The organism is Mesorhizobium sp. M1163 (assembly GCF_040318415.1).
GTDB lineage: Bacteria > Pseudomonadota > Alphaproteobacteria > Rhizobiales > Rhizobiaceae > Mesorhizobium.
The window spans coordinates 66,602-93,165 of sequence record NZ_JAMYMF010000008.1; the positions used below are offsets into that span (position 1 = coordinate 66,602).

25 protein-coding genes, 1 other RNA gene and 1 pseudogene are annotated in these 26,564 nt (G+C 62.6%); 10 read left to right on the forward strand and 17 right to left on the reverse strand.

Annotated elements, in window-relative coordinates:
• Positions 1 to 9: 9 nt before the first annotated feature.
• From ftsL to mraZ, 3 genes are read right to left on the reverse strand one after another with little or no spacing between them, the layout of a single operon-like run.
• On the reverse strand, positions 10 to 387 hold the full coding sequence (ftsL, locus tag NKH43_RS10040; protein WP_023676771.1) for a cell division protein FtsL: 378 nt from the start codon (positions 385 to 387) through the stop codon (positions 10 to 12).
• Positions 388 to 391: 4 nt separating this feature from the next.
• The gene (rsmH, locus tag NKH43_RS10045) at positions 392 to 1,423 is read right to left on the reverse strand and encodes a 16S rRNA (cytosine(1402)-N(4))-methyltransferase RsmH (RefSeq protein ID WP_352857889.1); all 1,032 of its coding nucleotides are present in this window, start codon (positions 1,421 to 1,423) and stop codon (positions 392 to 394) included.
• Positions 1,420 to 1,878: a division/cell wall cluster transcriptional repressor MraZ gene (gene mraZ, locus NKH43_RS10050; RefSeq protein ID WP_352857891.1), complete on the reverse strand. Its 459-nt coding sequence runs from the start codon at positions 1,876 to 1,878 to the stop codon at positions 1,420 to 1,422. Before mraZ ends, rsmH begins: the two co-directional genes overlap by 4 nt.
• A gap of 406 nt (positions 1,879 to 2,284) precedes the next feature.
• Here mraZ and NKH43_RS10055 point away from each other — a divergent pair, with 406 nt between their 5' ends.
• The gene (locus NKH43_RS10055; protein ID WP_352857894.1) at positions 2,285 to 3,400 is read left to right on the forward strand and encodes a cystathionine gamma-lyase; all 1,116 of its coding nucleotides are present in this window, start codon (positions 2,285 to 2,287) and stop codon (positions 3,398 to 3,400) included.
• On the opposite strand, the pseudogene NKH43_RS10060 reads toward NKH43_RS10055, so the two are convergent.
• The 7 genes and pseudogenes from NKH43_RS10060 to NKH43_RS10090 all read right to left on the reverse strand — a co-directional run bounded on the left by NKH43_RS10060 (position 3,380) and on the right by NKH43_RS10090 (position 7,507).
• Positions 3,380 to 3,687 (reverse strand): annotated as a pseudogene (locus NKH43_RS10060) (type II toxin-antitoxin system RelE/ParE family toxin). The gene NKH43_RS10055 and the pseudogene NKH43_RS10060 overlap by 21 nt on opposite strands.
• Positions 3,684 to 3,959 (reverse strand): type II toxin-antitoxin system ParD family antitoxin, encoded by a 276-nt coding sequence (locus NKH43_RS10065; protein ID WP_352857897.1) that lies wholly within the window; start codon positions 3,957 to 3,959, stop codon positions 3,684 to 3,686. Before NKH43_RS10065 ends, NKH43_RS10060 begins: the two are co-directional and overlap by 4 nt.
• Before the next feature lie 151 nt (positions 3,960 to 4,110).
• Positions 4,111 to 4,509, reverse strand: an RNA gene (gene rnpB / locus NKH43_RS10070) — RNase P RNA component class A.
• Between the two features lie 59 nt (positions 4,510 to 4,568).
• Positions 4,569 to 5,312: a lytic transglycosylase domain-containing protein gene (locus NKH43_RS10075; RefSeq protein ID WP_352857900.1), complete on the reverse strand. Its 744-nt coding sequence runs from the start codon at positions 5,310 to 5,312 to the stop codon at positions 4,569 to 4,571.
• Between the two features lie 185 nt (positions 5,313 to 5,497).
• Entirely contained in the window at positions 5,498 to 6,265 is a 768-nt protein-coding gene (locus tag NKH43_RS10080; RefSeq protein ID WP_352857903.1) for an N-acetylmuramoyl-L-alanine amidase, read from the reverse strand.
• A complete protein-coding gene (locus NKH43_RS10085) occupies positions 6,262 to 6,981 on the reverse strand; it encodes a J domain-containing protein (RefSeq protein ID WP_023721214.1) in 720 nt (239 codons plus the stop codon). The genes NKH43_RS10080 and NKH43_RS10085 overlap by 4 nt, the downstream gene beginning before the upstream one ends.
• A 319-nt stretch (positions 6,982 to 7,300) precedes the next feature.
• Positions 7,301 to 7,507, reverse strand: coding sequence for a hypothetical protein (locus NKH43_RS10090; RefSeq protein WP_023721215.1), 207 nt, complete (start codon positions 7,505 to 7,507; stop codon positions 7,301 to 7,303).
• A gap of 172 nt (positions 7,508 to 7,679) precedes the next feature.
• Here NKH43_RS10090 and NKH43_RS10095 point away from each other — a divergent pair, with 172 nt between their 5' ends.
• From NKH43_RS10095 to NKH43_RS10105, 3 genes are read left to right on the forward strand one after another with little or no spacing between them, the layout of a single operon-like run.
• Entirely contained in the window at positions 7,680 to 11,561 is a 3,882-nt protein-coding gene (locus tag NKH43_RS10095; protein WP_352857906.1) for a hydantoinase B/oxoprolinase family protein, read from the forward strand.
• Between the two features lie 31 nt (positions 11,562 to 11,592).
• Positions 11,593 to 12,891: a BtaA family protein gene (locus NKH43_RS10100; protein WP_352857909.1), complete on the forward strand. Its 1,299-nt coding sequence runs from the start codon at positions 11,593 to 11,595 to the stop codon at positions 12,889 to 12,891.
• On the forward strand, positions 12,888 to 13,553 hold the full coding sequence (locus NKH43_RS10105; RefSeq protein ID WP_352857912.1) for an SAM-dependent methyltransferase: 666 nt from the start codon (positions 12,888 to 12,890) through the stop codon (positions 13,551 to 13,553). Before NKH43_RS10100 ends, NKH43_RS10105 begins: the two co-directional genes overlap by 4 nt.
• Before the next feature lie 207 nt (positions 13,554 to 13,760).
• Here the strand turns inward: NKH43_RS10105 and NKH43_RS10110 are convergent, their stop codons facing one another.
• Positions 13,761 to 15,140 (reverse strand): serine hydrolase domain-containing protein, encoded by a 1,380-nt coding sequence (locus tag NKH43_RS10110; RefSeq protein ID WP_352857914.1) that lies wholly within the window; start codon positions 15,138 to 15,140, stop codon positions 13,761 to 13,763.
• 318 nt (positions 15,141 to 15,458) lie between these two features.
• Between NKH43_RS10110 and NKH43_RS10115 the strand changes: the two genes are divergently transcribed.
• Together NKH43_RS10115 and NKH43_RS10120 are read left to right on the forward strand one after the other, a co-directional pair.
• The gene (locus NKH43_RS10115) at positions 15,459 to 16,256 is read left to right on the forward strand and encodes a glycoside hydrolase family 25 protein (protein ID WP_352481550.1); all 798 of its coding nucleotides are present in this window, start codon (positions 15,459 to 15,461) and stop codon (positions 16,254 to 16,256) included.
• Between the two features lie 80 nt (positions 16,257 to 16,336).
• A complete protein-coding gene (locus NKH43_RS10120; RefSeq protein ID WP_352857917.1) occupies positions 16,337 to 17,509 on the forward strand; it encodes a lytic murein transglycosylase in 1,173 nt (390 codons plus the stop codon).
• 87 nt (positions 17,510 to 17,596) lie between these two features.
• Here NKH43_RS10120 and NKH43_RS10125 read toward each other — a convergent pair whose 3' ends face one another.
• The gene (locus NKH43_RS10125) at positions 17,597 to 18,490 is read right to left on the reverse strand and encodes a LysR family transcriptional regulator (protein WP_352481552.1); all 894 of its coding nucleotides are present in this window, start codon (positions 18,488 to 18,490) and stop codon (positions 17,597 to 17,599) included.
• A gap of 123 nt (positions 18,491 to 18,613) precedes the next feature.
• Between NKH43_RS10125 and NKH43_RS10130 the strand changes: the two genes are divergently transcribed.
• On the forward strand, positions 18,614 to 19,345 hold the full coding sequence (locus tag NKH43_RS10130) for an SDR family oxidoreductase (RefSeq protein WP_023721222.1): 732 nt from the start codon (positions 18,614 to 18,616) through the stop codon (positions 19,343 to 19,345).
• A gap of 157 nt (positions 19,346 to 19,502) precedes the next feature.
• Here NKH43_RS10130 and NKH43_RS10135 read toward each other — a convergent pair whose 3' ends face one another.
• Entirely contained in the window at positions 19,503 to 20,723 is a 1,221-nt protein-coding gene (locus tag NKH43_RS10135; protein ID WP_352857920.1) for an alanine racemase, read from the reverse strand.
• A gap of 224 nt (positions 20,724 to 20,947) precedes the next feature.
• Between NKH43_RS10135 and NKH43_RS10140 the strand changes: the two genes are divergently transcribed.
• On the forward strand, positions 20,948 to 21,865 hold the full coding sequence (locus tag NKH43_RS10140) for a DMT family transporter (RefSeq protein WP_023721224.1): 918 nt from the start codon (positions 20,948 to 20,950) through the stop codon (positions 21,863 to 21,865).
• A gap of 8 nt (positions 21,866 to 21,873) precedes the next feature.
• On the opposite strand, the gene NKH43_RS10145 is transcribed toward NKH43_RS10140, so the two are convergent.
• The 4 genes from NKH43_RS10145 to NKH43_RS10160 form a co-directional block, all read right to left on the reverse strand.
• Positions 21,874 to 22,452, reverse strand: a complete 579-nt coding sequence (locus tag NKH43_RS10145) for an RES family NAD+ phosphorylase (protein ID WP_352857923.1) — start codon at positions 22,450 to 22,452, stop codon at positions 21,874 to 21,876.
• 111 nt (positions 22,453 to 22,563) lie between these two features.
• Positions 22,564 to 23,001 carry an MbcA/ParS/Xre antitoxin family protein gene (locus tag NKH43_RS10150; RefSeq protein ID WP_023676794.1) on the reverse strand — a complete coding sequence of 146 codons (438 nt, stop codon included), beginning with the start codon at positions 22,999 to 23,001 and terminating at the stop codon, positions 22,564 to 22,566.
• Between the two features lie 589 nt (positions 23,002 to 23,590).
• Positions 23,591 to 24,508, reverse strand: a complete 918-nt coding sequence (gene metF, locus NKH43_RS10155) for a methylenetetrahydrofolate reductase [NAD(P)H] (RefSeq protein ID WP_023676795.1) — start codon at positions 24,506 to 24,508, stop codon at positions 23,591 to 23,593.
• Entirely contained in the window at positions 24,508 to 25,530 is a 1,023-nt protein-coding gene (locus tag NKH43_RS10160) for an ArsR/SmtB family transcription factor (protein WP_352857925.1), read from the reverse strand. Before NKH43_RS10160 ends, metF begins: the two co-directional genes overlap by 1 nt.
• A gap of 140 nt (positions 25,531 to 25,670) precedes the next feature.
• On the opposite strand from NKH43_RS10160, the gene tsaA reads away from it, so the two are divergent.
• Together tsaA and NKH43_RS10170 are read left to right on the forward strand one after the other, a co-directional pair.
• Entirely contained in the window at positions 25,671 to 26,195 is a 525-nt protein-coding gene (tsaA, locus tag NKH43_RS10165; protein WP_352857928.1) for a tRNA (N6-threonylcarbamoyladenosine(37)-N6)-methyltransferase TrmO, read from the forward strand.
• Positions 26,192 to 26,503, forward strand: a complete 312-nt coding sequence (locus tag NKH43_RS10170) for a DUF2293 domain-containing protein (RefSeq protein WP_352857930.1) — start codon at positions 26,192 to 26,194, stop codon at positions 26,501 to 26,503. Before tsaA ends, NKH43_RS10170 begins: the two co-directional genes overlap by 4 nt.
• The last annotated feature ends 61 nt before the right edge of the window (positions 26,504 to 26,564 follow it).

Below are 26,564 nucleotides of genomic sequence, written 5' to 3' on the forward strand. Positions count from 1 at the left end.
ATCCGGTGATCATTGGACGATGCCTCCGGTCACCACCGGATCCTTGCCGCCAATATCAGCCATGCCGCCCAGCCGCTGCGATGAAAGGTCCTCGATGTTGACGGGTTTGGCCGGCAGATCGTCCAGCCCGACGATCTGGCGCGCATTGACCGGCTCGAGTCCGAGTTGCGATTTGTAGATTTCGGTGAGCTTCTGCAGGCGCGACGGCTGGGTAAGCAGGCTCCAGTCCGCCTTGAGCAGGTCGATCGTGTCCTCTTCATAACGGATCTGCGCCTGGATCTTGTGCACTGCCGCCAGTTGCTCCTCGGCCTCGCGTTTGGTCTTGTAGGTCAAGGCAGCCGCCGAAACCATGACGGCGATCAGGACTATGTCGCTGGTACGAAACACGTGTTCACCTCTCTCCCGGTCGATCGGCACCGGGAAGCTTTGGGCCAGGCAGTTTTGGCAGGCCGAAAATCGAAAAATCACCAGCGCGCGCCGGCGCCTCTGTACGGATCGCAGCGCGCAGCCTTGCCGAGCGCGCCCGCGGATTGGCCGAAATCTCGGCATCGCCAGGCGTCACGCCGCTGCCCTTCTTGGTGAAGGTGGCGGTGCGCGCCTGCGCCTCGGGCAGGTGCCGCGATCCGGTCGCTGAATCAGCTCTGTCGGCGATGAAGCGCTTGACCATGCGGTCCTCCAACGAATGGAAGGTCACCACGGCAAGCCGCCCGCCCGGTTTCAGCACGCGCTCGGCGGCAAACAGCGCCTTTGCCAGTTCGCCGAGCTCGTCGTTGACGAAGATGCGCAGCGCCTGGAAAACCCGGGTGGCTGGATGGATCTTGTCTTTCGGCGCGCGGCCGATATGCGTCTCGATGGCATCGGCAAGGTCGAGCGTGCGCTCAAAGGGGCGTTTTTCGCGACGGCTCTCGATCATACGGGCGATGCGCCCAGCATGGCGTTCTTCGCCGAGAAAACCGAAGATGCGGGCAAGATCGCCCACCTTGAAAGTGTTGACGACGTCGGCGGCGCTCAGGCCCGCCTGCGCCATGCGCATGTCGAGCGGTCCATCGGCGCGGAATGAAAAGCCGCGCTCCGGCTGGTCGATCTGCATGGAGGAGATGCCGATGTCGAGCACGACGCCATCGGCACTTTCAACCTGCTCGTCGAGCGTTGAGAACGGTGCCTGGACAAGCCTGAGCCTGCCGCCGGACTGCTGTTCAAGGGTCCGCCCCGCCGCGATCGCATCCGGATCGCGGTCGATGGCGACGACCGAGGCTCCGCTTGCCAGAATGGCCTTCGTGTAGCCGCCGGCACCGAACGTGCCGTCGACGATCACCTCGCCTTTTGTCGGCGCCAGCGCCTCCAGAACTTCGGCAAGGAGGACCGGAATGTGACGGGCTGGTCCGCCAACGGCATGAACTTCATCGCCGTCGCCCGCCATCATTCCGGCCGCTCCCCGGGCTTCGTCCCCTGCCGAAGCTGCAAAAGCCGGGCGCGAGCTTCCGTCCCATAGGCGCTGAGCCGTCCCGGCTCCCAGATCTGAAAGAAATTGCCGCGGCCAACGAAGGCCACTTCCGCTGAAATGCCGGTATGCTCGCGAATGAAATCGCTCATCGTGATACGGCCGTCCTGGTCGAGCTTCAGAAACGTTCCATCGCCATGGCAGAAGAAGGACATGTCGCCCGCCGTCTGCAGGAACGGGTCTTCCTGGGCGATACGCTGCTCGTAGCGATCGAGCAGGTCGAGCCCGCCGACATCCATCGCCGGGCGATCCAGGCAGCGTAGCGCATAAAGTTCCGAATAGCCGCGTTTCTGCACAACGGCACGGAAATGCGCCGGCACGGACACCCGTCCCTTCGCATCGATCCTGTTCACCGCGCTCGACAGAAACCGGTCCATTACGCGTTACGACCGCTTGCGCCGCCGCACCCCTCTGCATCTTCCTGTCCGCGCCGCCCCAGCCCGGTCGGCGTCCAAAACCCACTTCGTTATGACGGGCGAACGCAGGCAAACGCGCAGCCGCCGCGGCTGCCCGATTGGCGTACGCTTCACCCTGACACGGAACGAAGGCTTGAGTATCGTAATGGGATATCATGGGGTGTTATGGGCGTCAACGGGAACAGTCTTCAAAACGCGCCTGCCACGACTGGGGAGAGCAGCTTTGACGGCACTCCCGTCTTTATCGTCTATTAAGCCTAACGAAGCGTTTAGAGCCGTGTGGCCCAACCGGAGCCGACTTGCTGCGGATCGCTGCCGCGCATAGCCTCGGCATCTCCTTTTCCGGTCAGTAACGAGGTTTGAAATCATGTCCGAAACAGCCAAGTCACGCGCCGCAGCACTTCCCCATCTGCGCCGCGGCGGGCTGGCCAAGGGCGAGCCGATCCCCTTGCCCCTGACCATGGCCGCCATCTTTCATGCGCCCGGCGACGCCACCGGCTTCGATCAATATGGCCGCTTCAGCAATCCGACCTGGGATGCGGTCGAGCACATGCTGGCGCATCTGGAAGACGCCCCATGCGTCGCCTTTCCCTCGGGAATGGCTGCCATCTCGGCGGTGTTTTTCGGCCTGCTCAAAGCCGGCGACCGTATCCTGCTGCCGTCCGACGGCTACCATACGACGCGAGCGCTGGCAGACCGTTTCCTGAAATCCTTCGGCGTTGCCTACGATGTCCGGCCGACGTCGAGCTTCCTCGACGGCGGCTTCGACGGCTATCGGCTTGCCTTCGTCGAAACACCCGCCAACCCAGGACTGGACATATGCGACATCGCAGCCGTCGCCGAAGCCGTGCATAGAGCGGGTGCGGTGCTTGTGGTCGACAACACGACGATGACACCTTTCGGCCAGCGCCCGCTCGATCTCGGCGCAGATATCGTCATTGCTGCCGACACCAAGGCACCAAACGGCCATTCCGATGTGCTGTTCGGCCATGTCGCCAGCCGCGACGCGGACATTATCTCGAGGGTGACCGACTGGCGCGAGACGTCGGGCGCCATCCCCGGGCCGTTCGAGGCATGGCTGGTGCATCGCGGCCTCGAAACGCTGGACGTGCGCTTCGACCGCATGTGCACTTCCGCAGAAATGATAGCGCGACGGCTGAAAAACCATCGCGCGATCAGCGGCTTGCGTTTTCCGGGACTGGAGAGCGACCCATCGCACAATCTTGCCCGCGCCCAGATGGAGCGCTTCGGATTTCTCATCTCGTTCGTGCTCGCCTCGGAGGACAAGGCCGAGGATTTCATCAACAGTTGCGCCTTGATGCAGGCCGCGACATCGTTCGGCGGTGTACACACCTCGGCCGAACGGCGATCAAAAAGGGGAGATGCCGTTCCGCCCGGCTTCGTTCGCCTGTCGGTCGGCTGCGAGCCGGTGGAAGAGCTTTGGCAAGCGATCGAAGCGTCGCTAGATGCAATCGGTGGCTGAGCCGGCGTCGATCTTGCGCCGGCCGTGGAGGACGCGAACGATTTCGATCGCCTCTTCGACGACACGATACAGGGTGAGGTATTCGCCGACGATCAGGTGACGGATGCCGGGCGCGATGTCTTCGCGCGGGCACCTGAGAAGGGATAAGTGGCCACTTGCTGCCAGCGGGCTTCGATCCGATCGAGCAACCGATCCGCTGCAGCCCCGCTGTCTTGCGCAACATAAAGCCAAATCGCGATCAAATCCTCTTCTGCATGTGCAGTTCGGATAATGGGCAACAAATTCATGCCGCGCTGTCGGGTTTCAATCGTCTCCGAGCTTCGGCCTTTATTTCGTCGATCGACGCAAATCGCCCCGGCCCGCTGTCGATCCCCTCCTGCGCCATCTTGCGCAATTCCTCGACCGTGTAGCCGAGCAGGTCGCGCCTGTCCTTCCATTGCCTCAGTGCGTCGCGGATCACCTCGCTCGCCGAGGCATATTCGCCGGCGGCGACCACGTCGTCGACTGCCGCGGCCAACTCCGGCGACAGCGTGATGCTACGTTTATCGACCTGTCCCATGACGCGCTCCTGAATATCGTCATCAACTGGTACGATTTAATCGCACCATTTTCAAGGAATGTCGCGCTCGATTGCGGGTCGAAAAGCGAATCAACGGCTGCGCCCGAAGACGTAACCTGCTGATATCAGGAGATTTCCTTTTATCGGGGAAACTGCCAGCTGGCCTGTAAGCCGGGTTCTGTATGGCCCTCGCCCCGTACGGGGCGAGAACGTGGCGGCCATTCATCTTGGGCGCATGTTGCCATGCGCCTCACGCAACCTACCCGGACGGTGAGCCGGAAACGGCCCTCGAGGGTTTCCCCTCGCACCGCCCCTATTCGGTCTTGCTCCCGGTGGGGTTTACCGTGCCGCTCCTGTTGCCAGTCGCGCGGTGGGCTCTTACCCCACCCTTTCACCCTTGCCACGATTAGATCGTGGCGGTTTGCTTTCTGTGGCACTTTCCCTGGGGTCGCCCCCGCCGGCCATTAACCGGCACCGTGTCTCCATGGAGCCCGGACTTTCCTCACCCGCAGCCTTTCGGCTTCGCGGGTGCGGCCGCCCGGCCAGCTGGCAAGGCGTATAAAGGGGTTCAGGCCCGAAAACGCAAACGAAAAAGCAAGTTATCGCTTGTCAGGCGGGCGCTCCAAGTGCTGCCAGCTGCACCTTGACCTTGCCGCAATAGGCTGCGGACACCGGGTTCATCCGTGTGGCGCCGTGGCCGGCATTGTATTTCAGGATCGTGCCGCAGGTCGTGCCGCCGCCGAGATCCCGCGCCATGGCAAGGTACTTCATGCCGTATTTGATGTTGGTATCGGGATCGTAGAGACCCTGAACCGAACCGCTATAGCCCATCATTCTTGCCGTCGCCGGCTTGATCTGCATCAGGCCGATCTCGCCGGCGCTGCCGACCTGGTTCGGCTGGTAGTTGCTCTCGATCTTGATGACGGCATTGGCGAGCGACACCGGCACGCCGTAGCTGGCGGCATATCGCGCAATGATCGCCGAATACTGTCCGCTGCCGCCGACAACCGCCGCCTGGGGCGCTGGCCTGCTCTTCGGAGCGACTGACGCCGTTGCCATGTGGTCGATACGTTTGCGGTTACGCTTCACATGCTGTTTGGAGATTGTCTTTCTCGCAGCGGTTGGCCTTTTCGCGGAGACTGGCTTTTTCGTTCTTACCGCGGCCGCTTTTTCCACTTTTGCGGTGGTGGTCTTCTCTACTTTTGCACCACCTTTCGGCATGGCGGTTTTGCCGGCTGCGGCACTGAAGCCCTGATCGGCCCGTTGGCTCAGCGGTGCGCCGTTCGCCGCGCTGAAGGCAAAAGTCATTACGCCGGCAGCAATGGCTGCCGTTAAAACGGTCAATTTCTGCATGTGATCCTGTTCTGTTTGATCTGCACAAAGAACTTCGCGCAGATACCCTCAATCAACATCGGAACATCTGGGGGGATAGAGGTCCGACAATCTGTACGGATCGCCTTTGACGACGGAATTGGCGCCAAAGAAGGCGGCGCAAGTCACTTTAGGTAACAGATTGTAACTTTTAATCTGGGAAAAGATTATTTGAGAGAGGCTATCCTTGCGGAAGCGAGCAGCCTTTCCAGCGTGCGGATCGTCGATCCGTCAGCCATGCCATCGACCAGGCGCTGCCGGAAATGCCGCTGAAATGCCTCGACCACGATTTCGGTCTGCCGGTCGAAAGCGCCGGTGATCTCGACGCCATAACCATAGAGCGACAGCATCGACTGCAGCGCCTCGACCTCGGCGCCGGTATCATCTGGCTTCAGTACGGCGCCGCGCCGGATCGGTGCTGCCGGCACAACATGGCCGACACCGGCGGCAAACAAGGCTTTCCATGGAAATTTCTCGCCCGGATCGACCTTGCGCCCCGGTGCCACGTCGGAATGGGCGAGCACCCGCTGCGCCGGAATGGAATGGCGCTCGACGATGCCGGCGCACAGGCCGATCACCGCGTCGATCTGCGGTTTTGGAAAGTTGCGATAGCCGAGCATATGCCCCGGATTGACGATCTCGATGCCGATCGAACAGGAGTTGACGTCGCTCCGTCCGAACCACGAGCTCGTGCCGGCATGCCAGGCGCGGTCGCTTTCCCTTACCATCTGAACAATGCGGCCGTCCTCATGGACCAGATAGTGCGACGAGACCTCGCTTGCCGGATCGCACAGCCATGCCTCGGCACCGGCGCCGGTCGCCATGCCGGTGTAGTGCAGCACGATCATATCGGGTCTAAGCGTGCCGCGCCGCGGTCCGAAATTCGGCGCTACCCTGACCTCGGCGCTCGGCTCGTCGGGCGGAAAGCCGCTCATGCGTGCCGCAGGCCTCGCTCGATCATCTCATAGGCCGCGTTGATCGCCGCCAGCCTGGTCGTCGCGATCTTGATGAATTCCTGCGGCAGGCCGCGTGCGATCAGCCGGTCCGGATGATTGTCGGAGACCAGCTTGCGGTAGCGCCTGCGGACCTCCTCGAACGGCTTCCCACGCTCGATGCCGAGCACAACATAAGGATCGGCGGCGCCCAGATCGACATGCCGCGCCAGGATGCTCTGGTAGTGCGCCTCATCGATGCGGAAGATCTCGGCGATGCGATGCAGGAATTGGCGCTCGCGCTCATGCACCAGCCCGTCGGCCTTGGCGATGTGGAACAGCCCGTCGAGTATGTCCTCCAGCATCAGGCAATTCGAATGGCCCGAACCGCAAAGCTGCGCCATCCGCTCGGCATAGGTTTCGAAACCGGCAATGTCGCGTTTGGCCAAATCGTAGAGCCGCGCCACATTGCGCCTCTGTTCCTTCGGCACCTCGAATATTTCCTGGAAGGCGCGCACCTCGTCTTGGGTGACGATGCCGTCTGCCTTGGCCATCTTGGCCGACAGCGCGATCATCGCCACCGAGAAGGCGACGCGCCGGCGCAGATCGGCATCGCCGGAGAAAACCGTGCGCACGGCTTCGACCACTTCGGCGACGCCTGACGACGCTGAAGATGAAACGCGTGTGACGAAGTCGCCGAGGCGGTCCCAAATCGACATGAGGGTTTCATAGGGCCAACCGCCCATCGCTATCAAGCCAAGACAGTGCCGCAGGGGCTGGCCCAATCGATTTGGCGGAATGCCTGAGGCGGCTGGCGCTAGCGCTCACCCATGGAAAATCCGCAGACGGCAGCCTCGCCGCGCAAACGGCGAGCCTGGCGATTGGCGCCTTGGGTCGTCGTTTCGGCGCAAGTAAGGGGCGAGGCGTACTTTTCGCGTTGCGGTTACCTGCGTCGGCGCACTCGGCCGCAAAGCGCGGGTATCGTAAGCAGCAGAAAGGCCGGCGTGTGAGGCCGGCCTCTCTTGGTTGTCACATCAATTATTGCGCCGGGGCAGCCGGCGCAGGAGCGGGCGCCGGGGCCGGCTCGGCAGGTTTGTTGGCGTCAGGAGCAGCCGGCTTCATCGTCTGGTCGGATGCCGGCGGGTTAGTGCTCTGCGTCGTAGTGTTGTCAGTGCCGCTGTCGCTGCAGGCCGCAACGCCAAGCAAGGCAAGCGCCGAGACCGACGCAAGAATGAGTTTCTTCATGATATCTCTCCTCTAATCACGCCACCGTTACCGGCGACGATCGAGGACACAATGCATCAGGTCATGATGAGTTTCGTAACGTTGCGTTTCCGCGTGTAACATCAAGCGCTTGGCCGTACAAAGCGTTGAGCACTAACAGGATGCGTAAAATGAAAATGCCGGAGGCGCTGCCATGACCGCAAGATGGGATTTCTGGATCGACCGCGGCGGTACCTTCACCGACATCATCGGCCGGGACCCGGAAGGCGGGCTGCATCCCAGGAAACTCCTTTCGGAAAATCCCGAAGCCTATGCCGACGCTGCCATCCAGGGCATTCGCGAACTGCTCGGCGTCCAGCCCGGCGCCCCAATCCCCTCCGCTCTGATCGGCGACGTCAAAATGGGCACCACGGTTGCCACCAATGCGCTTCTCGAGCGCAAGGGCGACCGCGTGCTGCTGCTCATCACCAAGGGCTTCCGCGATGCGCTGAGGATTGCCTATCAGGCCAGGCCCGATATCTTTGCCAAGCAGATCATCCTTCCCGAACACCTCTACGAGCACGTCATCGAGATAGACGAACGCCTGCGCGCCGACGGTCGTGTCGAACGCCTGCTCGACATCGCCTCCGTGCGTCCTGCCATCGAACAGGCCAAGGCTGACGGTATCGATGCGGTCGCGATCGTCTTCATGCATGCCTGGAAACATCCCGATCACGAAAAGGCGGTCGCCAAAGTCTGTCGAAAGCTCGGATTCTCGCAGGTCTCGGTCAGCCACGAGGTCTCGCCGCTGATCAAGCTGGTCGGCCGCGGCGACACCACGGTGGTCGACGCGTATCTGTCGCCGATCCTGGCAAGGTATGTGCAAAGGGTTGCGGCGGAACTGGGTGCCGCGCCAATCTCCCCCCTTGTGGGGGAGATGTCGGCGAAGCCGACAGAGGGGGGCGCTGTCCCGCCAACATCTCAGTCTGTCACGCCCCCCTCTGCCCTGCCCCCTTTGCCGCCACTTGGCATCTCCCCCACAAGGGGGGAGATTGGCCAATCCCCCCGCCTCATGTTCATGATGTCGTCGGGCGGCCTCACCGCCGCCGACATGTTCCAGGGCAAGGATGCGCTGTTGTCAGGCCCGGCCGGCGGCGTCGTCGGCATGGTCGAGACGGCAAAACTCGCCGGTTTCGGCAAAGTCATCGGCTTCGACATGGGCGGCACCTCCACCGATGTCGCCCACTATGATGGCGACTACGAGCGCGCCTTCGACACCGAGGTCGCCGGCGTGCGCATCCGCGCGCCGATGATGCGCATCCACACCGTCGCCGCCGGCGGCGGCTCGATCCTGCACTATGAGGCCGGCCGCTTTCGCGCCGGGCCGGATTCGGCCGGCGCCAATCCCGGCCCGGCCGCCTACCGGCGCGGCGGTCCGCTTGCGGTCACCGACGCCAATGTCATGCTGGGAAAGCTGCAGCCCGACTTCTTTCCGGCCATTTTTGGGCCGGGCCAGCACGAACCGCTCGACGTGCGGACAGTTCGCGAGATGTTCACCGCACTTGCCGCCGAAATCGGCGACGGCCGCTCGCCGGAAGCCGTTGCCGAAGGGTTCGTCACCATCGCCGTCGAAAACATGGCCAATGCCATCAAGAAGATTTCGGTGCAGCGCGGCTACGACGTCACCGAATACCTGCTGAATTGTTTCGGCGGCGCCGGCGGCCAGCACGCTTGCCTCGTCGCCGATGCGCTCGGCATGGAGGCTGTGCTGATCCATCCCTTTTCCGGCCTGCTCTCGGCATACGGCATCGGCCTGTCCTCGGTGTTTGCGTCACGCCAGCAGGCGCTGCTGAAGCCGCTGGCGAACGATTCCGGGCCGGCGATCAACGAGCTCATCGCAACGATGCGCAAAGCCGTCATCGACGAACTCGCCGCGCAAGGCATCACCGAAGACGCGGTCGCCTCGAAGCCGGTGCTGCAGATCCGCTATGACGGCACCGATACCGCGCTGCCTGTGAACTTTGGGCACGGCTCGATTGCGCAGGCCAAGGCGGACTTCGAACTGGCGCACAAGGCGCAGTTCGGCTTCGTCTATGACGACAAGCCGATGATCGTCGAATCGGTCGGCGTCGAAGGTACCGATACCGGCAGCACCGGCCGCGACGAAAGCGATTCAGTTCTTGAACACAAGGCCGCAAGCCCTTCCGGGACGCGGAAAATTTTCGTCGACGGCATCTGGCGCGACGCCGGCATCTTCCCTCGCGAAACGCTGAAGCCCGGTAACAAGATCGCCGGCCCCGCTTTGATCATCGAGCCGAACCAGACCATCGTCGTCGAGCTCGGCTGGCAGGCCGAGATCACCGCCAAGGACCATGTACTGATGCGCCGCATCGAGAAGAAGCACCGGCAGGCCGCACTCGGCACCGAAGCCGATCCGGTGATGCTGGAGGTCTTCAACAATCTGTTCATGTCGATCGCCGAGCAGATGGGCGTAACGCTGCAGAACACCGCCTATTCGGTCAATATCAAGGAGCGGCTCGACTTCTCCTGTGCCGTTTTCGACCGGAATGGCGCGCTGGTCGCCAACGCGCCGCATATGCCGGTGCACCTCGGCTCGATGGACCGCTCGGTGGAGACCATCATCCGGCGCAACTCCGGCGACATTCACCCCGGCGACGTCTTTGCCCTGAACGCCCCTTACAATGGCGGCACGCATCTGCCTGATATCACCGTGGTGACACCGGTGTTTTCCCTCCCCCTCGAGGGGAGGGTGGCCGCGAAGCGGCCGGGTGGGGTCCTCTCAGAAGGCACCACAAGTGCGTCGAGCACTGCCGCAACGACCCCCACCGGCGGCTTCGCCGCCACCTCCCCTTCGAGGGGGGAGGAGATCCTCTTCTACGTAGCGTCGCGTGGCCATCATGCCGACATCGGCGGCACGGCGCCCGGCTCGATGACGCCGCTTGCCACTACCGTCGACGAGGAAGGCGTGCTGTTCGATAATTTCCGCATCCTCGATCGCGGCCGGTTCCGCGAAAAGGACGTGGAGACGCTGCTCACCGACCATCCCTACCCGGCACGCAATCCGCACCAGAACATCGCCGATCTCAAGGCGCAGATCGCCGCGAACGAGAAGGGCGTCGCCGAGCTGCGCAAGATGGTCGCGCATTTCGGCCTCGATCTGGTCGAAGCCTATATGGGTCACGTCCAGGACAATGCCGCCGAAAGCGTGCGCCGCGTGCTGGAGCGGCTGCCCGACAGTTCCGAATACGAATACTCGACCGACACCGGCCAAATGATCAAGGTGAAGATATCTGTCGACCGGCAAAAGCGCGAAGCGACCGTCGACTTCACCGGCACGTCGCCGGTTATGAAGAACAATTTCAATGCGCCAGAGCCGGTCGCCCGTGCCGCGGTGCTTTATGCCTTCCGCGTCATGGTCGAAGACAACATCCCGATGAATGCCGGATGTCTCCGGCCGATCAACATCATCATTCCCGACGGCTCGATGCTGAAGCCCGCCTATCCCGCGGCAGTCGTCGCCGGTAATGTCGAGACCTCGCAGCACGTCACCAACGCGCTGTTCGGCGCGATGAGGGCAATGGCCAATGCGCAAGGCACGATGAATAATCTCACCTTCGGCAACAAGCAGTACCAGTATTATGAGACGATCTGCTCCGGTTCGCCGGCCGGCCGCATGAACAACGGTCGCGGCTTTGACGGCACCTCCGGCGTCCACACCCATATGACCAATTCGCGCCTGACCGATCCGGAAGTGCTGGAACTGCGTTTCCCGGTATTGCTCGAGGACTTTCATATCCGCGAAGGTTCCGGCGGCAAAGGCAAATGGAGCGCCGGCGACGGCACCAAGCGCACCATCCGCTTTCTTGAAAAGATGGAATGCGCGATCCTGTCCTCGCATCGCAACCGCCCGCCGCAGGGACTGGACGGAGGCGGCGATGGCGAGGCCGGCTCGACCAAGGTCCGGCGCAAGGATGGCCGCGTCGAGGTCCTGAAGGCCTGCGATCAGACCATCCTCGACGCCGGCGAGGCAGTCATCGTGACGACGCCGACGCCTGGTGGATTTGGCAAGGCCTGAACTCGCGTCAACAGGCTGTCACCGGCCTGTCATGACCCTGCGCTACCCGCTTGCGGCAAAGCAAACGGGGAATCGCCTTGCCATGACGGACATTTCTGGAGAACTGGTTTTTCGCCGCGGCAAGGAAGTTGGCAAAGCCGTCTACCAGAACCGCCCGCTGTCGAAAGCCGGCATCTCCGAGCGCTTGTTCGCCTTCCTGTTCTCCGGCCTTGTCTACCCGCAGATCTGGGAAGACCCCGAAATCGACATGGACGCGATGCAGCTCGGCAAGGGTCACCGCATCGTCACCATTGCCTCGGGCGGCTGCAACATCCTCGCCTATCTCACCCGGTCGCCGGAAAGGATCGATGCCGTCGACCTCAACACCGCCCACATCGCGCTGAACCGTATGAAGCTCGAAGCCGTCCGTCACCTGCCGTCGCAGGGCGACCTGTTCCGTTTCTTCGGCGCGGCTGAGACCGGGCACAATTCGCAGGCCTACGACCGCTTCATCGCACCGCATCTCGACCCGGTCAGCCGCCATTATTGGGAGCGCCGCAGCTGGCGCGGCCGTCGCCGCATCGCTGTCTTCGACCGCAATTTCTACCAGACCGGCCTGCTTGGCCTGTTCATCGCCATGGGCCATCGCACCGCAAAATTCTTCGGCGTCGACCCGGCCGACATCATGGACGCCAAGAGCATCGCCGATCAGCGCCGCTTCTTCGACGAAGAGCTGGCGCCGGTCTTCGAAAAACCGCTGCTGAAATGGGCGACTTCGCGAAAAGCTTCGCTGTTCGGCCTCGGCATTCCGCCGGCCCAGTACGATTCGCTGATCACCTCGGGTGACGGCACCATGGCCAGCGTGCTCAAGGCGCGGCTGGAAAAGCTCGCCTGCGATTTTCCGCTGAAGACCAACTATTTCGCCTGGCAGGCTTTTGCCCGCCGCTATCCCAATCCCGGCGAGGCCGCCCTGCCCGCCTATCTCGAAAAGCGCAACTACCAGACGATCCGCAACAATGTCGATCGCGTGGCCATCCACCACGCCAATCTGATCGAGTTCCTTGCCGGCAAGGATGCGGGCTCGGTGGATCGCTTCGTGCTGCTCGATGCACAGGACTGGATGACCGACGACCAGCTCAACGGGTTGTGGGCCGAGATCACCCGAACCGCCTCCACCGGCGCCCGCGTCATCTTCCGCACCGCAGCGGAACCCAGCCTGCTGCCCGGCCGCGTCTCGAATTCGCTGCTCGACCACTGGCGCTACGAGAACGACGCCTCGCGCGAGTTTTCGGCGCGCGACCGCTCGGCGATCTATGGCGGCTTTCATCTCTACGTGAAGCAGGGCGCATGAGCACGACCGAGTTGCCGGCCAGCCATGCCGAGCTGATGGACGGCGTTTACCGCTGGCAGCGTCATATCTACGACCTGACCCGCAAATATTATTTGCTCGGCCGCGACCGGCTTATCGCCGGCCTGGATGTGCCGGCCGGCGGCACCGTGCTCGAGCTCGGCTGCGGCACCGGCCGCAACATCATCCTCGCCGCCCGCCGCTATCCGGGCGCGCGCTTCTTCGGCCTCGATATTTCGGCCGAGATGCTGGAGACGGCCACCGCCGCCCTTGCCCGCGAAGGCCTCTCCGGGCGCGTCACGCTGGCGTGCGGCGACGCCACCGATTTCGACGCGACGGCGTTGTTCGGCGTCAAAAGTTTCGACCGCGTCTTTGTCTCGTATTCGCTGTCGATGATCCCCGGCTGGGAGAAGACGGTATCCGCGGCACTTGCTGCCCTGGCACTGGGCGGCTCGCTGCATGTCGTCGATTTTGGCCAGCAGGAAGCGCTGCCCGGCTGGTTGCGCACGCTGCTGCGCGGCTGGTTGAGAAAATTTCACGTCGAGCCGCGTCAATCGCTGCGCGCGGTTCTGGATTCGGAATCTGCAAGAACCGGTGCAAGCTTCCGTTTCCAAGCGCTTTATCGCGGCTATGCGTGGCTCGCTGTGATCGGCCTAGGTCGATAGCCAGGGTGTGTTGAGATTCAGGTCAGGCCGAGTCGAAAACGGTGGGCTCCGAGAACCGGCGCGGGGCGTACTTTTGGGTACGTGAGCACCGGCCTACGCCGGCCGTAGCCTTAACTGCCACGACCGCTCATGAGTGCTTTGGCCGGCGAAGGCCGGAAGCGCAGGAAACCGCCGTTTGCAGGCCGGCATCACCTGAATCGATACAGCCTAATGCAGCGCCTTGACCAGCGCCGCCACCATTACCTGCGGCCGGTAGCCGAGCCTGGCCGGCGTCAGCCCGAGCCGCACCACAACCAGCTGCTCGGAGGGAATGATGGCGACCGTTTGCCCATCATGCCCCTCCATCCAGTAGGTGTCCTTGGGCAGGCCGGCGGCAATGCCGGCGCCGGGATTTTCCTCGTCGCCCGGCCCTTCGATCCATAATTGCCCCTTGCCGTAGACCTTCGAGGCAGTTGCCGGTTCCCGCATCCAGTCGACGAAGCCGGGGGGCAGGATCGCCTTGCCGTTCCAGACGCCACCCTGCAGCAGGAATTGGCCGAAGCGCGCCCAGTCGCGTGCCGTGGCATAGAGATAGGACGAGCCGACGAAGGTGCCGTGCTCGTCGGCCTCTAGCACCGCGCTCCGCATGCCGAGCGGATCGAACAGCGCGACCCTCGGCCACGCCAGCGCCTTGTCCTTGTCGCCGATCGCGTCCTGCCACAATCGGGACAGCATCACCGCCGTGCCGCTCGAATAGGAAAACACCTTGCCGACCTCGCCGGTCAGCGGCTTGGATCCGGCAAAGCCTGCCATGTCCGGTTCGAGATAGAGCATGCGCGTCACATCGGCGACGTCGCCATAATCCTCGTTGAATTCCAGTCCGCTCGACATTGCCATCATGTCGGCGAGGCTGATCACGGCACGGCCATCTGCTTGCCAGGGTCGAAACAGGCCCTGGTTGGTGATCGCCAGCTTGCCGTCCTTCATCAGCGTGCCGACGATCGCCGCATTCACCGTCTTGGTCATTGACCAGCCCAGTAGCGGGGTCTTTTCGGAAAAGCCGTCGCCATAGCGCTCTGCGACGATGCGGCCGTTCTTGACCACCACCACCGCCCGCATGCCAGCACCGGTCAATGCCGGATCGTCGAGGATTGCCGTGACCTCGGGATCCTGCGAGGCATCGGCCTTGTCGCCCTCCGGCCAGATCGCATCGGGCAGCGGCGCCGACGTCGGTGCAACTCCCGCGACAGCCTTGGCGGCGGCAATATCGCTGTCGGGAACCGAGGCGCAGCCGAGCCCGTCGCGGGCGACCGCGACACTCTTGCCGAGCCCGCCGAACAGGCCCGCCGAAACCGTTCCCTTCTCCTTGTCCACCGACACTCTCATCAGCTTCAGCAGCGGATGGCCCGGCGCCTGCACATCGACGGCGAGCACGTCGTCGGCGTCTCGCCCTGCGATGAAGACGTTCGAACAGACGATCTTGGCCGAATAGCCGGAACCGACGCGGATCAGTTCCGGCGGCGCGAAATACAGCCAGCCGGCGAGCATCGCAGCGGCCAGCACAGCCAGGCCCAGCAGCCATTTGACGAACTTCAGAAGGATCTGCATTTTTTTCGAATTCCCCCCGAGCGCGATCTATGTCATCGATTTGCCGCCATTGTTTCGGCAAAATCGCGGCTCTTGTCGAGCGCCGTCAACCGAATATCAACCATGATCGGCGATCACGAGGGACTGGGCGATTCTGTGGGGTGATCGTCCGGCTGGGCTTGCATGCATGTGTCCCAAACTGCGCAACGGTTTGGGAATGCATGAAACGAAGATCCAGGCGCTTCGCGTAAGTCAGTTTCAAACGCGTCGCGCCCGGTCGAGGGGCCACGCGCGGAAAGACCCATCAGCGGCCGGCTGAAACCGGCTCGGGAAGTAGCGATGCGCCGTTTCGCGGTCCTCATCACGCTGATGCTGCTTGGTGCCTGCTCGACGGTCGATGATCTGACGCCATCGCTGTCGTCGTCCAGCGCCCCGACGGTTGCGGTACGCGCGCCCCGTTTTGCCGATTCCGACCCGCATGAATGGGATAGCGGCGCACCGTGGAGCTACGCCGTCCACGGCACCGACGTCTCCAAATACCAGACATCGATCGACTGGCCGGCGGCCAGGGCCAGCGGCATCTCCTTTGCCTTTATCAAGGCTACCGAAGGCGGAGACCGGTTCGATGAAGCTTTCAACGAGCATTGGAGTCGCACGAAGGCCTCGGGTATCCCCCGTGCCGCCTATCATTTCTTCTACTTTTGCACGCCGGCCGCTACCCAGGCGCGCTGGTTCATCCAGAACGTGCCCAAAGACAGTTCGGCGATGCCGCCCGTTCTCGACATGGAATGGAACCCGAAATCGCCGACCTGCAAGCTGCGGCCAGATTCCGCCACGGTACGCAGCGAGATGAGCACATTCCTCAAAATCGTCGAAAAACACTACGGCAAGAAGCCGATCATCTACACGTCGGTCGACTTCTTCGAAGATAATGGTCTATCGGGTTTCCGGGGCTACCCCTACTGGCTGCGCTCCGTCGCCGGGCACCCGCGCCAGAAATACGGCAGCCATCCATTCACCTTCTGGCAGTATACCGGAACGGGCGTCGTGCCGGGCATGGCCGGAAACGCCGACATCAACGTCTTCAACGGCTCCGAAGCCGCCTGGAAGAAGTGGTTGCGGCAGAACACCCGTTGACACCAGGCCTGCCGCCTGCTTTTCGACACAGCCAATGACGAATACCCGCAACCGCTGGTAATCTTCTCGGAAGGATGGCGATGCGATCGCGTTTTGGAATTCTCGCGGCGCTGCTCCTGACCGCCGTGCCGGCCGCGGCACAGCAATGCGGCGGCGATTTCGAGGCATGGAAGCAGGGCGTGGCGGCGGAGGCCAGGGCGGCCGGCGTCGGCGCTGCCGGCCTTGATGCGCTGGAAAACGCCACCCTCGATGAGAAGGCGCTGGCACGCGACCGCGCCCAGGGCGTCTTCACCCAGACCTTCATCGAATTCTCGAACCGCATGATCTCGTCCCACCGGCTGAAGCAAGGTGCGGCCAATCTGCAAAAATATGCCGAGATCTTTGCCCGCGCCGATCGCGAATTCGGCGTCCAGGCGCCCGTCATCGCCGCTTTCTGGGCCCTGGAAACCGATTTTGGCGCCGTGCAAGGCGATTTTCATACGCTGAACGCTCTAGTGAGCCTCTCGCATGACTGCCGCCGCCCGCAGTTGTTCCGGCCGCAGATCGTGCCGCTGCTGATGCTGATCGATCGCGGCGTGGTGCCGGCCGACGTGACCGGTGCCTGGGCCGGCGAGATCGGCCAGACGCAGATGTTGCCTTCCGACTATCTCGGCCACGGCGTCGACGGCGACGGCGATGGCCTGATCGACCTGCGCGGTAGCGCGCCGGATGTGATCATGAGCACGGCCAGCAAGATCCAGTCGCGCGGCTGGAAGCGCGACCAGCCTTGGATCGAGGAAGTCCGTGTGCCCTACGATTTGCCGTGGGAGCAGACGGGGCGCACCAACAAGCTGCCGTTGACGCAATGGACCCAGTGGGGCGTTACCAGGCCAGACGGCACGCCGCTTCTCGACAACGGCCTGAAGGCCGGCCTGGCGCTGCCCATGGGCCGCAAGGGGCCAGCCTTCCTGACCTACGACAATTTCGACGTCTATCTCGAGTGGAACCAGTCCTTCACCTATGCCCTGACCGCGGCAAATCTTGCCGCCCGGCTGGGGGGCGCGCCGCGATTCGATCCGCGCAACCCGGAACCCGGCCTCAACGGCGACGAGATGAAGGCGCTGCAGACCAAGCTCGAGGCGAAAGGTTATGACGTCGGTACCGTCGACGGCATCCTAGGCACCAACACCCGCGAGGCGATCCGCAAGGAGCAGATGCGGCTCGGCCTGCCGGTCGACGGCTGGCCGACGCTCGAGCTGCTGGCGAGGCTGTGAGGGCGGTGAATGGTGAATGGTGAAAAGAATAGCACCGGAGCCGCACTGAACACCAGAGCTACTACTATTCACTATTCACTATTCACATCACCGCCTGGCAAGCAAGAAATCGATGAAGGCTCGCAGCGGCGCGGGAACCTGCCGGGAACTTGCGTGATATAGATAAAAACCCGGAAATCTCGGCGACCAGGCTTCGAGAAAGCGGATGAGCTTTCCCGCTTCGATCCACGGCCGGACCTGGTATTCCAGCATGTACGCCACGCCGACCCCATCCAGAACCGCCCCGATCATCAGGTCCGTATCGTTGACCGTCAGGCCACCGCTGACGGCCACTTCCAGGGCACGTTGGCCTCGGGCGAACTCCCACCGGTAGAGATTGCCGCCGCTCGGCCACTGGAAATTGATGCACTGGTGCTGATGCAGGTCCGCGGGGTGACGGGGTATCGGGTGATGCTGCAGATACCTCGGCGCCGCCACTGCAGCCATCTCGAGCTCCTCGCTGAGCTTCACAGCCACCATATCCTTGTGCAGCCGCTCACCCAGTCTGATTCCAGCATCGAAGCGGCCCTCGACGATGTCGGTGAGCATGTCGTCGACAATGATTGTGAGGGCGATATCGGGATAGGCGCGGCGGAAATCGCCGAGGATCGGCGCGATGAAACGCGTGGCGGCGATGCGCGGAACATTGATGCGCAGCGAGCCTGCTGGCCGGCCGCGTGATGCATGCGCGTCCGCGACGGCGCCTTCCAGTTCGCCGAATGCCGGTGCGATGCGGGCAAACAGCTTCTCGCCCTCAGCGGTCGGCGACATGCTGCGCGTGGTGCGGTTAAGCAGGCGGATACCGAGACGCTCTTCCAGCCCACGTATCGTCTGGCTGAGTGCTGGAGGCGAAATCCTGAGCTTGGCCGCGGCGCGGACAAAGCTTCCCTCTTCGATGATTGCTGCAAATGCCGTGAGTTCGGAAAACTCGCTTCCTCGCATTATGTACCTCAGGCTTAACAAGTCAGTTAGATAATAGGCTATTCTCTGAGCAATAGCATGCCCCTAGCTTTTCCCCGGAACGCCGCTCGATCGAGACGGCCGTAGCCAGACGAAGGAACAGCCATGCATCGTCCACTCGAAGGCAAGACCGCACTTGTGACCGGCAGCTCGCGCGGCATCGGACGCGCCATCGCCGAGGGGCTCGCGGCCAAGGGTGCTGCCGTGGTCGTCAACTATGTCGGCAACGAGAAAGCAGCCAGGGAAGTCGTTGCCGCCATTGAAGGGATTGGCGGAAAAGCCGTCGCCATCCAGGCGGACGTCTCCAGCATCCCCGACATTCGCAAGTTGTTCGACGAAACCGAACGGCAGATGGGGCCGATTGACATCGTCGTAGCCAATGTCGGCGTCGCCGTCATAAAGCCGCTCGTCGAGGCCACCGAAGCGGACTTCGATCATGTGTTCGGGGCCAATGCCAAGGGCACCTTCTTCACGCTTCAGGAAGCGGCGCGCCGCGTTCGCGACGGTGGCCGCATCATTGCCGTCTCCACCGGTGGAACGAAGATGTTCTTCACGCACACGGCGCTTTATCTCGGCAGTAAGGGAGCCGTCGAGCAGTTCGTCCGCGTCCTCTCGCGCGAACTCGGCCCGCGCGCCGTTACCGTGAATGCGCTTTCGCCAGGCTTCACCGACACCGACCTGCTTCCGGAGCGGGACCGGGCCGTGGCCGCCGGCATGTCGCCCTTCGGCCGGATCGGAGGGCCGCGCGACGTCGCCGATGTCGCGGTTTTCCTGGCTTCGGACGAAGCTCGCTGGCTGACCGGCGAGAACATCCAGGCCGGCGGCGGAGTAGCCTGACTGAATGGTGAATGGTGAATGGTGAATGGTGAATGGTGAATGGTGAATGGTGAAAAGAACAACACCTGAGCCGCGCAGAGCACAAGAGCTACTACTATTCACTATTCACTATTCACTATTCACTATTCACTATTCACTATTCACTATTCACTATTCACTAATCCGCCATCGTCTCGAGGCTGGCGAACCCTTGCGGCGCGTCGCCTTCGTCGAATGGCGTTGCCACCTCGACGAAGGTGTCGGGATAGAAGCCGTTGAACCGTGTCCTGAGCGACAGCGAGTAGGCGCCGATATGGCCGATCTCTATCCAGTCGCCGGTATCGACGGTTTCGGGCAGCCAGAACGGCCGCGACAATATATCGACGGAATCGCAGGTCGCGCCGCAGACCTTGAAGGGCACGATGGTCTTGTCCTCGCCATTGCGCGAGCGGATCGCCGGATCGGGGATGAAGCGCGCCGGCAGCGTGATCTTGCCGGTCCATGAATCCGACAGCGACGCCCAGATGCCGTCATTGATGTAGAGCCTTTTGCCCTTGCGCAGCAGCACGCGCACGATCAGCGACAGGCAGCGCGCCACGATCACCCGGCCGGGCTCGGCCACCAGCGGCATCTGGTCGAATTGGTACTCCTGGAGGTCGCCCGATAATCGCGACATGATCTGGCCGAGCGACGGCATCTCCGGCTTGCGGCTGTTCGGGTCATGGCCATATTCGGCCGGAAAGCCGCCGCCGACATCGAGCCCGGCAATGTCGAAACCGACGCGGTTGCGCACCCAGTCGGCCGAAGCCAGCGCCCGCTCATAGGTGTCGGGATCCTCGATCTGGCTGCCGACGTGAAAGCACAGCCCGACCTTGTAGCCGGTTCGGTTCAGCCGTTCGGCGAGTTCCACCGCATTGGCCGGTCCGGCGCCGAACTTCTTCGACAGTTCGTAGGCCGCCGAGCCTTTCGTCTGGATGCGCACGAACACGGTGATCGCGCCCGGATCGATGTCGAGCGCCCGCACCACCCTGGTCAGCTTGGTGATCTCGTCCTCATGGTCGAGCGAAATGACGCGAATGGCGTACTTTTCCAGCGCCAGCCTGATGTCCGACTGCGCCTTGACCGGGTGCATGTAGAGCATCTCGGCGTCCGGCGAGACGGCGCGCACGGCAGCGAATTCGCCGGGCGAGGCCACATCGAAGGCGCTGACGCCGGCCTCGACCAGTGCTTTGAGCACGATCTGCTCGCCATTGGTCTTGACCGCATAGGCGGTCTTGCCGGGAAACATGCCCATGAACTGTTTGGCGTCCGCCTTCAGCACCTGCGGGCGGAAGCAATAGATCGGATCGTCCGGGCGCAGCGCCAGCGCTGCCTCGCGGGCATTTTCGAATCGCTGCATGGACGAATCCCTTGACTGAGGCTGCGCACAATTAATCCAAGCTAGCGGCTAATGAAAACAATTCTATGTCTCGCCGCCCCGGCTTCGCGGCGCTACGCCTTTCTGTACGCCGGTTATGGGCGAGCTAGGCCATCGCTCAGGTTTCGGGTGGCCCTTGCGGCCGGATCGGGTATGGCGTGAACAGACGCCTGAAGAGCAAGGCATCTCGTCTGGGAGGACGACCAATGGCGATAGCTGCCACCACCACGATGCGCGGGCCGATGGTGCTCAAGGACTGGGCGCAGCTTCTGCTGCTCGGCGCCATCTGGGGCGGTTCGTTCTTCTTTGCCCGCATTGCGGTGGCGGAACTTCCTCCGCTGGTGCTGGTGCTGTTCCGCGTCACCATCGCGGCGGCGGCACTTCAGCTCTATCTTGCGGTTCGCGGCCCATCCTTTCGCCTCGCTTTGCCGCATGCCGGCCTGTTCTTCCTGCTGGCGCTCGCCAACAATGTCATCCCTTTCTCGCTGATCTTTGCCGGCCAGACCGAGCTTGGCGCCGGCGTCGCCTCGGTGCTCAATTCGACGACGCCGTTCTGGACGCTGATCCTCGCCAACGCCCTGACCAGCGACGAAAAGCTGTCCTGGAACAAGCTTGCCGGCATCGCCCTCGGTATCGCGGGAACGGCGGTGATGATCGGTCCCGGCCTCGTCGCCGGGCTCGGCGGCCCGGTCTGGGCGAAATTCGCGCTCATCGGAGCGTCACTATCCTATGCGGTTGCGCTGATGATTGCCCGCCGCTTCAAGGGTGTGCCGTCACCGGTCATTGCCACCGGACAATTGACTTGCTCGACCATCATCATGATCCCGGTCGTTCTGTTCACCTACGGGACCGCCAATCTGTTCTCGGCTTCGCCGCCGGTCTGGGCGGCGGTGCTGGCGCTGGCGCTGCTGTCGACCGCCTTCGCCTATATCCTCTATTTCAACCTTGTCGCCTCGGCCGGCGCCACCAACGCCTCGCTGGTCACGCTCATCGTGCCGGCCAGTGCCATCCTGCTCGGCTTCCTGTTCCTGGGCGAGCGGCTCGAACTGTTCGAATTGGGCGGCATGGCGCTGATTGCGCTTGGCCTCGTCACCATCGACGGTCGCCTGTTCGGGCGGCGTTAGAGATGGCGCTATATGGGCGTGATCGCCGGAACAGATGAACCCTGCCATTCCAGACGCCAGAGACCGCCTTGCCGGAGATTCTGAACGAGATCTGGATGGAAGGCGGCAAGGCAGGTCCCGCCAACATGTCTCACGGAAGGATAGACAAAACCGGTCGCGGCGTCTTGCTTGCGGAGTTGCTTCGCCAGCGCCTGCCCGGCAGGATAGGCTAAGGCAGTATCCGGATCGAGCACCGGGTCCTTGCTGAACTCAGCGCCGCGCAGATCGTGAAACGAGCCTATGAAGTCGGCAACGAGCTCCGCATAGTCGGTAACGTTTTCGAACCGTTCGATCGCAGCAAGCTCGCGCGTCAGATGAAACGAGACCTCGCCGAGCGCGGTTTCCGCATCGAACGCACAGTACCAGACGCCCCTGGCATCATCGTTGAAACGATTGCCGCCCGGACGGGTGTAAGCGAACGCCGCATTGATGAAGGTGTAGCCCGGCCTCCCGAAGACCAGTTCGCGCGGATCGAGGTCGGGCAATCCCCCTTGCTGCGCCTGAAGACGGCCGCTGGTGGCTCCTTCAAGCTCCGCAAGGTCCTCCATATCTCCATGATTCCTGGCCAACGGCATCAGGACCGGCTCCTTGAGCCTGCCTGTCGAAATCAGCCGGATCGTGTCGCGCTGGGAAATGTCGGCGCGCGGCGGGATCTGCATTCAAAGTCCGCCACGCAAAGCGTCGATGTGTTGGCGAACCTGCAGCAGCTTCGGAATGCCGCCCTCGATCATCACGTCCAGGGGGCGCCGGCCACCATACAGAGGTCCTTTGTTCGGCAACCGCACCCATTCATCGGCAAGCGCTTCGGAAAACAGAAGCCGCAGTCCCTTGAAGATGCCGATCAGGGCGCTGATGCGTGTCAGCGAATCCTGGGAGAGAACGCCCTCCCACTCGCCTTTCTTCATACGGAACCAGGTTCTCTCCGATACGTCGCCGATCAAGGTGCAGATCTCGGTGCTGGTCAGATGCCAGATGTCTGCGAGCCTGACGATGCCGGCAACAGCCGCTGGCGTGAGCCGCGCCCGTGCCGAGGCATCCGCCAGATTTGCCGGCAAAGCCTGATTTGCAGGATCGCGAACCGCATAAGCGACACTCATTCCGACCTCCATCACTTGGCAGACAATATACTGCCAATTGGCAGGATATGCAAGTCCCGGCTATCCTCACAACGCGCTGCTGGTTGCCCCATCGCATTCGTATGGCGTGCAGCACCCGGTTGGACATGCAAAGGACGCTCTGACGCTCCGAACCTTCAGTCGGTCCGAAATCGAATCCGATTTCTGGAGCGGTAGCGCTGCCATTCTCGTTACTGCCCCGGCTTTGCCACAAATTATTCACAGGTCCCGAGCCGGCTTTTGACAAAGAGTTTCAATGCCTAACGGCAAACGGCAGGTCGCAAATTCCACAATCTCGTCGCATTGCAGCAAAGTTTCTGCTTGCCTGTGGCACAAATGACCCTAGACTCTCGCCATAGCTCTTTAAGAGGAGGCTATGACATGGGACTGACGAGGCCGATCAACGCATTGATGATTTGTGCTGCGTTTGCATTCATCGGCGCCCTCATTATAGGCGTCCTTCCATAAGGCCGCTAAGCGGGGGAAGACCAGCACCGAATACTACAAACCATTGAAAGGGCCGGGCATTTTGCCCGGCCTTTTGCATTCCCCCGATCTTTGACATTTCGCTTTACGCCGCGGCCGATCCAGCTGCCTCGACTTCGTGCGACCTGATGCCGATCATGTGGCAGATGGCAAAGACCAGATCGGCCCGGTTCATCGTGTAGAAGTGGAAATCGCCGACGCCGCGCTCGACAAGGTCCAGCACCTGCTCGGCCGCCACGGCAGACGCCACCAGCGCATGCGTTTGCGGGTCGTTCTGCAGCCCATCGAAGCGCTCGGCCAGCCATGCCGGCACCAAGGCGCCGCAACGCGCCGAGAAGTTGGCGACCTGGGTGAAATTGTGCACCGGCAATATGCCCGGCACGATCGGTATGTAGATGCCGGCCCGCCGTGCCCGCTCGACATAGCGCTCATAGAGATCGTTGTCGAAGAAGAACTGGGTGATCGCCCGCGTCGCGCCATTGTCGGCCTTGCGCTTCAGCATGTCGAAGTCGGTGGCGAAATCCGGGCTTTCGGGATGCTTTTCCGGATAGGCCGACACCGAGATGTCGAAATCGCCGGCGCCCTTCAGCGCATCAACCAGCTCGGCGCCATTGGCATAGCCTTCCGGATGCGGCCGGTAGGCCGCGCCGACGCCCTCGGCCGGATCACCGCGCAGGGCAACGAAACGCTTGACACCCATATCGGCGAATTCCCGGATCACGGCATCGACCTCGTGACGCGCCGCATCGACGCAGGTCATGTGCGCCGCCGGCGTCAGCGTCGTTTCGTTGAGGATGCGCTTGACGGTGCGGGCCGTGCGCTCGCGGGTCGAACCACCGGCGCCATAGGTGACTGAAACGAATTTCGGCTTGAGCGGCTCAAGCCGGGTGACCGTATCCCACAGCCTTGCTTCCATCTCGTCGTTTTTAGGCGGAAAGAACTCGAACGAAACCCTGACCTTGTCGCCGATGTCGGGGCGGCGGGAGAAGCGGAACTGGTTCATCAGGCGGTTTCCCCTATCGGATACGCATTGGCCGGTTGTCTGTCGTTGGAAGGCTCGGCAATCAGCATGCGCCGATCGCGGCCGAGCCAGAGTTTGACGGTGAGCTTGGCCTCATTGCCGCCGCGAGGCTCGAATTCCTGGCTGTCCTCAAGGTCGAGGCCGGCCTCGGAAAACCAGTCGCCGATTTGCCGGTCGGAGAAGCCGAGACGCATATGCGCGTGCTCGTCGCGCAAAAACTCCAGCGTGTGCGGCGCGAAATCGACGATCACCAGCCGGCCGGCCGGGCGCAACAGCCGTGCCGCCTCGCGGACGGCGCGGGCAGGATCGTCGAGATAATGCAGCACCTGATGGATGGTAACGAGATCGAAGGCGTCGCGTTCGACCGGCGGCGCAAAAATGTCGCCCTGGCGCACCTGCGCATTCGAAACGCCGGCCTTGTCGAGATTGGCGCGCGCCACCGTCAGCATCTCGCGCGACATGTCGATGCCGACACCGCGCCGATAGAGCGGCGAAAATATCTCGAGCAGCCGTCCGGTGCCGGTGCCGAGATCGAGCATCGACTGGAACGGCCGCTTGCCGACGAGCTTAACGAGTGCTGCTTCGACCGCGCGGTCCGGCACGTGCAGCGAGCGGATATGGTCCCAGCTTGCGGCGTTTACCGAGAAATATTCGGCAGCCCGGTCCTGCCGCTTGCGCTTGACCGCGGCCAGCCGTTCGAGATCACGCTCGACCTGCGGATCGGCGCCGCGGATGCCGGAGACCAGCCCGAGCACGAAATCGCGCGACGTGTCGGAATCCGAAAGCCGGAAGAAGGCCCACGAACCCTCCTGGTAGCGGCCGATCAACCCGGCCTCCAGCAGCAATTTCAAATGGCGCGAGACGCGCGGCTGCGACTGGCCGAGGATTTCGGTGAGATCGGAAACGGTCAGGTCGCCGCGCGACAGCAGTGCCAATATGCGCAGCCGGCTGGATTCGGCCGCCGCCTTCAATGTATCTACCATCGTGTCGAGAGCGACATGCATGCGAGCATTCTCTTTGAAAAAGATATAAACATATGTTTATGTCGATTTTGATAGGCTTGCAAGCGCTATGTCGCTTCCGGACAAGAAAATGACGCATGCGTGGCGGATCGCGCAAAGCCGGAAGCATCGAGGCGAGAACCATGTTCGAAACGCGCAGCGGCGAAAAGCTTCTGGAAACCGACCCGGCAACGATGCCGCCGGATGGCCATGTCGTTTTCATCGGCCGTATCGCCTCGCCGTGGACGACACGGGAAACCTGCCCCAAAAACATGAAGGCCGCGCGGGAGACGGGACAGCCGGCGCACTTGGTTATTGACCCGCTCTACCGGGATGGCCTGCTCGGGCTGGAACGCGCCAGCCACGTGATCGTCCTGTCCTGGCTGCACCATGCGCCGCGGCAACTGATTGTCCAGAAACCCCGCCATGCAGTTGAACCGAAGGGCGTCTTTTCACTGCGCTCCCCTGCCCGGCCGAACCCAATTGGGCTGCATGTCGCCAGGCTGGTTGCCGTCGACATCAACACCGGCCGCATCGATCTCGACGCCATCGACGTGCTCGACGGCACGCCGGTCATCGACATCAAGCCCTATTTCGCTTCGACCGATGCCTTCGCCGAGGCGACCATGGCCGGGCGGGACGAGTCACCCAGATCGGATGAGCAGTGAGCGCCCCGACCGGCCGCCGCCGCGCCATCGCCAAGGCACTGACAGCGCTCCTGCCGCTGGCGCCCTATGCCGACATGGAAAAGATCCGTGCCGATGCCGGCGCCGTGCATATGAAGACCTTGCCACCGAGCATTGCCGTATGGCTGGCAACAATAGCCCACATCCGCCATATGCACACCGACTACGAAAAGCTGCTGGCCGAAGGCTATGACCGCGATTCCGCGCGCTTCTTCGTCATCGAACAGACCAACTTCGTGCTCACCCGCTGGCGCGCCACCCGCTTGCTCGACGATGGCGATGAGGCATAGAGCGATGCAAGCACACGCGTCGAGTTCTACGCTCTTCACCATTGTGATTGGCGAAATCCAG

Bases quoted from the DNA above. Each gene is read 5' to 3' on its own strand.
- NKH43_RS10120 (WP_352857917.1), top strand. From the start codon at position 16,337: ATGCGATCGCGTTTTGGAATTCTCGCGGCGCTGCTCCTGACCGCCGTG.
- NKH43_RS10140 (WP_023721224.1), top strand. From the start codon at position 20,948: ATGGCGATAGCTGCCACCACCACGATGCGCGGGCCGATGGTGCTCAAG.
- NKH43_RS10105 (WP_352857912.1), top strand. From the start codon at position 12,888: ATGAGCACGACCGAGTTGCCGGCCAGCCATGCCGAGCTGATGGACGGC.
- NKH43_RS10075 (WP_352857900.1), bottom strand. From the start codon at position 5,312: ATGCAGAAATTGACCGTTTTAACGGCAGCCATTGCTGCCGGCGTAATG.
- tsaA (WP_352857928.1), top strand. From the start codon at position 25,671: ATGTTCGAAACGCGCAGCGGCGAAAAGCTTCTGGAAACCGACCCGGCA.
- NKH43_RS10145 (WP_352857923.1), bottom strand. From the start codon at position 22,452: ATGGAGGACCTTGCGGAGCTTGAAGGAGCCACCAGCGGCCGTCTTCAG.
- NKH43_RS10080 (WP_352857903.1), bottom strand. From the start codon at position 6,265: ATGAGCGGCTTTCCGCCCGACGAGCCGAGCGCCGAGGTCAGGGTAGCG.
- NKH43_RS10130 (WP_023721222.1), top strand. From the start codon at position 18,614: ATGCATCGTCCACTCGAAGGCAAGACCGCACTTGTGACCGGCAGCTCG.
- rsmH (WP_352857889.1), bottom strand. From the start codon at position 1,423: ATGATGGCGGGCGACGGCGATGAAGTTCATGCCGTTGGCGGACCAGCC.
- NKH43_RS10150 (WP_023676794.1), bottom strand. From the start codon at position 23,001: ATGAGTGTCGCTTATGCGGTTCGCGATCCTGCAAATCAGGCTTTGCCG.
- NKH43_RS10110 (WP_352857914.1), bottom strand. From the start codon at position 15,140: ATGCAGATCCTTCTGAAGTTCGTCAAATGGCTGCTGGGCCTGGCTGTG.
- NKH43_RS10055 (WP_352857894.1), top strand. From the start codon at position 2,285: ATGTCCGAAACAGCCAAGTCACGCGCCGCAGCACTTCCCCATCTGCGC.
- metF (WP_023676795.1), bottom strand. From the start codon at position 24,508: ATGAACCAGTTCCGCTTCTCCCGCCGCCCCGACATCGGCGACAAGGTC.
- NKH43_RS10095 (WP_352857906.1), top strand. From the start codon at position 7,680: ATGACCGCAAGATGGGATTTCTGGATCGACCGCGGCGGTACCTTCACC.
- NKH43_RS10090 (WP_023721215.1), bottom strand. From the start codon at position 7,507: ATGAAGAAACTCATTCTTGCGTCGGTCTCGGCGCTTGCCTTGCTTGGC.
- mraZ (WP_352857891.1), bottom strand. From the start codon at position 1,878: ATGGACCGGTTTCTGTCGAGCGCGGTGAACAGGATCGATGCGAAGGGA.
- NKH43_RS10065 (WP_352857897.1), bottom strand. From the start codon at position 3,959: ATGGGACAGGTCGATAAACGTAGCATCACGCTGTCGCCGGAGTTGGCC.
- NKH43_RS10125 (WP_352481552.1), bottom strand. From the start codon at position 18,490: ATGCGAGGAAGCGAGTTTTCCGAACTCACGGCATTTGCAGCAATCATC.
- NKH43_RS10160 (WP_352857925.1), bottom strand. From the start codon at position 25,530: ATGCATGTCGCTCTCGACACGATGGTAGATACATTGAAGGCGGCGGCC.
- NKH43_RS10135 (WP_352857920.1), bottom strand. From the start codon at position 20,723: ATGCAGCGATTCGAAAATGCCCGCGAGGCAGCGCTGGCGCTGCGCCCG.
- NKH43_RS10100 (WP_352857909.1), top strand. From the start codon at position 11,593: ATGACCCTGCGCTACCCGCTTGCGGCAAAGCAAACGGGGAATCGCCTT.
- NKH43_RS10115 (WP_352481550.1), top strand. From the start codon at position 15,459: ATGCGCCGTTTCGCGGTCCTCATCACGCTGATGCTGCTTGGTGCCTGC.
- NKH43_RS10085 (WP_023721214.1), bottom strand. From the start codon at position 6,981: ATGTCGATTTGGGACCGCCTCGGCGACTTCGTCACACGCGTTTCATCT.